The 5,555-nt window shown below is 75.6% G+C and carries 5 protein-coding genes; 3 read left to right on the top strand and 2 right to left on the bottom strand.

Annotated elements, in window-relative coordinates; all coding sequences use genetic code 11:
* On the top strand, positions 1-738 hold a 738-nt coding region (locus tag ACFWGJ_RS41195; protein WP_387334092.1), incomplete at its 5' end, for a hypothetical protein.
* A 60-nt stretch (positions 739-798) separates the two neighbouring features.
* Here the strand turns inward: ACFWGJ_RS41195 and ACFWGJ_RS41190 are convergent.
* Together ACFWGJ_RS41190 and ACFWGJ_RS41185 are read right to left on the bottom strand one after the other, a co-directional pair.
* Positions 799-2,001: an amino acid deaminase/aldolase gene (locus ACFWGJ_RS41190; protein WP_387334091.1), complete on the bottom strand. Its 1,203-nt coding sequence runs from the start codon at positions 1,999-2,001 to the stop codon at positions 799-801.
* Between the two features lie 1,409 nt (positions 2,002-3,410).
* Positions 3,411-3,590 carry a hypothetical protein gene (locus ACFWGJ_RS41185; RefSeq protein WP_387334090.1) on the bottom strand — a complete coding sequence of 60 codons (180 nt, stop codon included), beginning with the start codon at positions 3,588-3,590 and terminating at the stop codon, positions 3,411-3,413.
* Between ACFWGJ_RS41185 and ACFWGJ_RS41180 the strand changes: the two genes are divergently transcribed.
* Together ACFWGJ_RS41180 and mycP are read left to right on the top strand one after the other, a co-directional pair.
* A complete protein-coding gene (locus ACFWGJ_RS41180) occupies positions 3,565-4,494 on the top strand; it encodes a hypothetical protein (protein ID WP_387334089.1) in 930 nt (309 codons plus the stop codon). The two genes, ACFWGJ_RS41185 and ACFWGJ_RS41180, sit on opposite strands and share 26 nt — an antisense overlap.
* The coding region (mycP, locus tag ACFWGJ_RS41175) for a type VII secretion-associated serine protease mycosin (protein WP_387334087.1) at positions 4,491-5,555 on the top strand (1,065 nt) is incomplete at its 3' end. The genes ACFWGJ_RS41180 and mycP, both read left to right, overlap by 4 nt.

The following is a 5,555-nucleotide window of genomic DNA, read 5'->3' as shown; positions in this document are numbered from 1 at the left end:
GGGGGGGCCGTCATGGTCGGGGCTATCGTCAGGGGGGCGGTCTTCGTGTGCATGTACGAGGGCGACGGCGACCCCGGGGCGGTGGCCGCGCCCACGACCTCCGTTCCCGCCGATCCGCCGTCCTCGTCCTCGGAGGCCTCGGAGTCCGCCCCGGAGCCGTCCGCCGATCCCGGCGTCGTCGTGGACGAGCTGAACGGCATCACCCTGCCGCTCCTCGACGGCTGGGCCAGACCCGAGAACGTGTCCGACACCGATGTGGTGATGACCACACCCGGGACGTACGACTGCCCGGGCGACGACGGCCTCTGCCGCCACGGCACGGTCCTCTCGCGCACGGTGACCGCGAACGACGAGAAGTCCACCGCGGCGCTCGCCCGGGACGACATCTCCGACGCGGCCGATCTGGCGTACGACCGCAACAGGGTCGACGAGCGCCCTTTCAACGGCATCACGTCCCACCGGCTGGTGGAGCAGGGCCAGGTCGCGGTCGCGGGACGCACCGGGTACTTCGTGCGCTGGCGCGTCAGGACCGAGGCGGGGCCCGGCGGTTACGTCCAGTCGATGGCGTTCCCGTCCAGCGTCGGCTCGGAGTCGCTGGTCATGGTGCGGTACGTCTTCGACGCGGGCGCGGAGGGACCGCCGCTCGCCGACATGGACCGGATCACCAAGGGGATCCGGCCCGTCGGCGACCAGGACACGGGCGGGGGCGTGGGCAGCAGCATCGGACCCACGCAGTAGCGCCCGCCCGGACGGCGCCCGCCCGGACGGCGCCCGCCCGGACGGCGCCCGGGCCAGGGCCTACAGGAACGTGTGGCCCTCGCCGCGGTACGTCGGCACCGACGCCGTCACCGTGTCGCCCTCCACGAGGTGCAGCACGTCGAACCGCTCGCACAGCTCCCCGGCCTTCGCGTGCCGGAACCACACCTTGTCGCCGATCAGCAGATCGTCGGCGGGCGAGCCGAGCAGAGGCGTCTGCACCTCGCCCGCGCCCTCCTGCGAGTCGTACGTCAGCCCCTCGGGGAGGTACGGCACCGGCAGCCGGTCGGGGCCGGGGGCGCCCGACGCCGGGTAGCCGCCGCCGAGGACGGTGACGACCCCGACTCCCGGCCGGCGCACGACGGGCTGCGCGAAGAGCGCGGCCGGACGCCCGCTGAACGACGTGTAGTTGTCGAACAGGCGCGGCACGTACAGCCCCGACCCGGCCGCGATCTCCGTCACCGAGTCCTCGGCCGCGGTGTGCTGGACACTGCCCGTGCCGCCGCCGTTCACGAACTCCAGGTCCGGCGCGACGGCCCGGACCGCCCGCACGACGTCCGCCCGGCGCTGCGCCAGCTCCTTGCGGGCCGTCGCCTGCATCAGCCGGATCGCACGCGACCGCAAAGGGCGCCCGCGCAGGTCGTCGCCCACTCCGGCGATGTGCCCCTCGTACGCCATGATCCCGACGAGCCGGAAACCGGGCCGGCGGGCGACCGTACGCGCCATGTCGGCGACCTGGGCCGCGGAGTACAGGGGCGAGCGGCGGGCGCCGACCCGGACCCGGCCGCCGAACATCTTCAGCGAGGTGTCCAACTCCAGGCAGACACGCACCTCTTCGCGTCCGCCGTCCCGGGCGTCGTCGATCAGTTGCAACTGCGCAGGGTCGTCGATCATGACGGTCACGGCGGCGGCGAGTTTGGGATCACCGGTGAGTGTCGCGTACGCGGCGCGGTCGGCGGACGGGTAGGCGAGCAGTACGTCGTCGAAACCGGAGCGGGCCAGCCACAGGGACTCGTCGAGCGTGTAGGACATGAGGCCCGCGAAGCCGTCCCGGGCCAGGACGCGTTCGAGCAGTGCCCGGCAGCGCACCGACTTGCTCGCGACACGTACGGGCTTGCCCGCCGCCCGCCGTACGAGATCGTCCGCGTTGGCGTCGAAGGCCTCCAGGTCCACGATCGCTACGGGTGCGTCAAGGTGGGCGGTGGCCCGGTCGTAACGGGCTCGGTCTGCGGCGCGGGCTGTCATGTGCGAAGCCTGCCAGACCGGATTACCGCAGGGTAGGGGGACGTTCCGGGCAGATGCCGCGGGCCCGCGGACTGGTTCCCACGGGCATGGCGTCAGCCCGTAGAGTGACGCGCACGCAAGCGGGGAACGGATCCGGAGGGGTTCCTTCGGTCAGTCTCGGTCGTCCGGGGTCGAGGAAACGGGGGGTGCATGAGCACGGAAGCGCGCCGCGCCTCCATTCCTCCGCGTCCGGCGACGCCGCCGGGGGAGCCGGCGACGGACGGCGGCCGGGAGCCGTCGGAGTGGCCCGCGGACACGCCCCCCGGACCGGATTCGCCCACACCTGCTTCCACACCGTCGCCCTCGGCTCCCGCTTCGGACCGCGCGGGCGGGGAGTCCGCCGGGAACGACTGGTTCGGGCCGCGCCGCCCTGTCGGGACGCCCCCGCGACCACGTACCACCGAGGACCCCGGGCCCCGGGAGCCCCGGGACGCCTCCTCGTCCGGGACACCGCGCTTCCCCAACCTCCGCCCCGGCGACGGCGGACAGCGCCCCGCGCCCGGGACGGCCCCGCCTCCGCAGGCTTCGTCCCGCTTCCCGGACGCACCGCCCGGCGGGACGGGCACGGTGTCCCGCGACGCGCAGCCCCGCGCTCCTCGGGGAAGCGCCGAGTGGGCGGGCGTCACGCCGCGCCCCGGCGCCGGAGCGGACGCGGCCCGCGCCGCTGCCCCACCGCGTCCGACGACGGAACCGCGTGCGCCCAGGGGAAGCGCAGCGTGGTCGAGCGCCTCCTCGGCACAGTCCCCGTTGCCTTCCGCCGCGCGTCCGGCGGACGAAGCGGGTACGCGGCCGGGTCCGGGCACGACTCCCGGGCGGCCCCCGCGTCCCGACCAGCAGGATTTCCCGCTCCGCCCCGCGAACGAACCCGGCTCCCCGTCAACTCCCCGACGCCCCGAGGCCCCACCGCGCCCCACAACGGCCCCCCGCCCCACAACGCCGCCCCGCCCCACGACGACACCGCGAGCGACCGACGGCGACACCGTGCAGCGTCCCGTCTCCGGCGGGGCCGGGCCCGGAGCGCCTGCTGGCGACAGCACGCAGTGGCCCGCTGCGGCCCCGGCCCGTCCCGCGGGCGCGCCTGGAGCGGTCGGCGGCGGTTATGCGCAGCGGTCCGGTGCGGAGCGGGGCGAGTCCCGTGCGGCCGGTGGCGACACCGAGCAGCGGTCCGTCTCCGGCGGGGCCGAGCCCGGAGCGGCTGGTGGCGGTTATGCGCAGCGGTCCGGTGCCGAGCGGGGCGAGTCCCGTGCGGCCGGTGGCGCCTCCGGGCCGCGCCCCGAGCGGGGGCAGTCCCGTGCGGCCGGTGGTGGCGTCGGGCAGGGGGCCGGGCCAACGGTGCGGGGTTCTGCGCCGCAGGCCGTGCCCGGGGCCCATCAGCCCTTCGGGGGGCGGGGCGCGGCGGCCGTGCGGGCTTCGGCGGAGACCACGACCCGGTTGCGGCCCGTGCCCGCCGAGCCCGTGCCCGCCGAGTCCGCGCCGGCTGGGCCTGTTCCGGTGCCACCGCTCACGGCCCCGTCCGGCAGGGCGATGTCCGGGGTCGGTGAGCCGTTCATCGGGGAGTCCTTCACCGGGGAGCCCTTCGCGGGTGCGGTCCGGCACGCGCCCGCACCCCCCGCCGAGCCGCCGCTCAGGCCGTTCGTGTCCCTCGCGGAGCCGGACACGTACGACGCCGACACCGCCCGGGTGCGCCCGACGGGCCCCCGGCGGCGCAGCAGCGTGGCCGCCGCCGCGGCCTGCGTGGTGCTGGGGCTCGGGCTCATCGGCGGTGCGCTGACGGGGAGTTGGCTCACCGGGGACAGCTCGGCCGGATCCGGGACGCCGGACGCGTTCACTGCGGCCGGCGACTTGTGGCACAGCGTGCCCGTCGACGAACTCTTCCCGCCCACGGTCAAGGGCGACGGCGCGGGCCCCGGCGGCTCCGACCGCACCTGGACCCGTGTCGCCGTCGCCCCCGACAGCGGCTGCGGCGACGCCTTCGACCCGCTCCTGCAGAAGGCCCTCGCGCCCGCCGGCTGTCTGCGCCTGCTGCGGGCCACGTACACCGACGCGACCCGCAGCCACGTCACCACGGTCGGCCTGCTGTTCACGAAGGCCGACTCCGCCGCCATGGCCGTACTGCACCGCCGTTTCGAGGAGCAGAAGCTCGGCAGCAGGCGCGACCTCATGCCCCGTACGTACGCGGCGAAGGGCACCGCCGCCGAGGGCTTCGGCGACGGCCAGCGCGCGTCATGGACCCTGTCGGTCCTGACCGACGCCCCGGTCGTCACCTACGCGGTCTCCGGCTTCGCCGACGGCCGCCCCGTCACCGAGCCGCAGCCCGCCGCGGACGCGATGAGGGCGGGCGCCACCACCGTGCCCGCCCAGGCCGGCCTCGGCCACGACGCGAAGGGCCTCGCCGACCGCGTCGAGCGGAGTCTGCGCAAGACCGTCGACTCGGCCACGGAGAAGCCCTCATGAGCCGCAGGGCGCCCCGCGGACGGGGCCTGCTGGTCGCTGCGCTGGCCGCGGGTCTCGCCCTCCTGCCCTCCACCGCCGCCCACGCCGACGGCATCCGCGCCAAGCAGTGGGCGCTGGAGGCGATGCACACGACCGAGGCGTGGCGGACGACGAAGGGCGCGGGCATCACCGTCGCCGTCCTCGACACGGGCGTCGACGACGAACACCCGGACCTCGCGGGCAACGTCCTGGCAGGCAAGGACATGGTCGGTTTCGGCGCGGGCCGCGGAGACCGCCCCTGGGCCCGGCACGGCACGGCGATGGCCGGCATCATCGCGGGCCACGGACACGGCTCGGGCAACGACGACGGAGTCATGGGCATCGCCCCCGAGGCGAAGATCCTCCCGGTCCGCGTGATCCTCGAAGACGGCGACTCGGCCCGCAGCAAGGCCCGCAACACCCGCGGCAACGCCCTCGCCGAAGGCATCCGCTGGGCCGCGGACCACGGCGCCGACGTCATCAACCTCTCCCTCGGCGACGACTCCAAGTCGGCCCACCCGGAGCCCGCCGAGGACGCCGCCGTGCAGTACGCCCTGAAGAAGGGCGCCGCCGTCATCGCCTCGGCCGGCAACGGCGGCGAGAAGGGCGACCACATCTCCTACCCGGCGGCCTACCCGGGCGTGATCGCCGCGACCGCCGTCGACCGCTACGGGACCCGCGCCTCGTTCTCCACCCGCCGCTGGTACGCCACGGTCAGCGCCCCCGGCGTCGACGTGGTGATAGCCGACCCGGACCGGAAGTACTACGAGGGCTGGGGCACGAGCGCCGCCTCGGCGTTCGTCTCCGGGGCCGTCGCCCTGATCAAGGCCGCCCACCCCGGGCTGTCCCCGGCGCAGATCAAGGACCTCCTTGAGGACACGGCCCGCAACGCACCCTCCGGCGGCCGTGACGACTCCCTGGGATACGGCTTCGTGGACCCGGCCGCCGCCCGCAAGGCGGCGGCGGGGCGGAAGCCCGGGGACCAGAGGGCGGCGGCCCCCACCGACCACTACGTCCGCAAGGGCCCCCACACCCCCCAGGAC

Source organism: Streptomyces sp. NPDC060205 (genome assembly GCF_042728395.1).
GTDB lineage: Bacteria > Actinomycetota > Actinomycetes > Streptomycetales > Streptomycetaceae > Streptomyces.
The sequence above is the reverse complement of the archived record's forward strand: the minus strand, read 5'-3'. Positions and strand labels throughout refer to the sequence as shown.

Coding starts and splice junctions, on each gene's coding strand:
- ACFWGJ_RS41185 (WP_387334090.1), bottom strand. CDS start 3,590: ATGAACGGCTCACCGACCCCGGACATCGCCCTGCCGGACGGGGCCGTG.
- ACFWGJ_RS41190 (WP_387334091.1), bottom strand. CDS start 2,001: ATGACAGCCCGCGCCGCAGACCGAGCCCGTTACGACCGGGCCACCGCC.
- ACFWGJ_RS41180 (WP_387334089.1), top strand. CDS start 3,565: ATGTCCGGGGTCGGTGAGCCGTTCATCGGGGAGTCCTTCACCGGGGAG.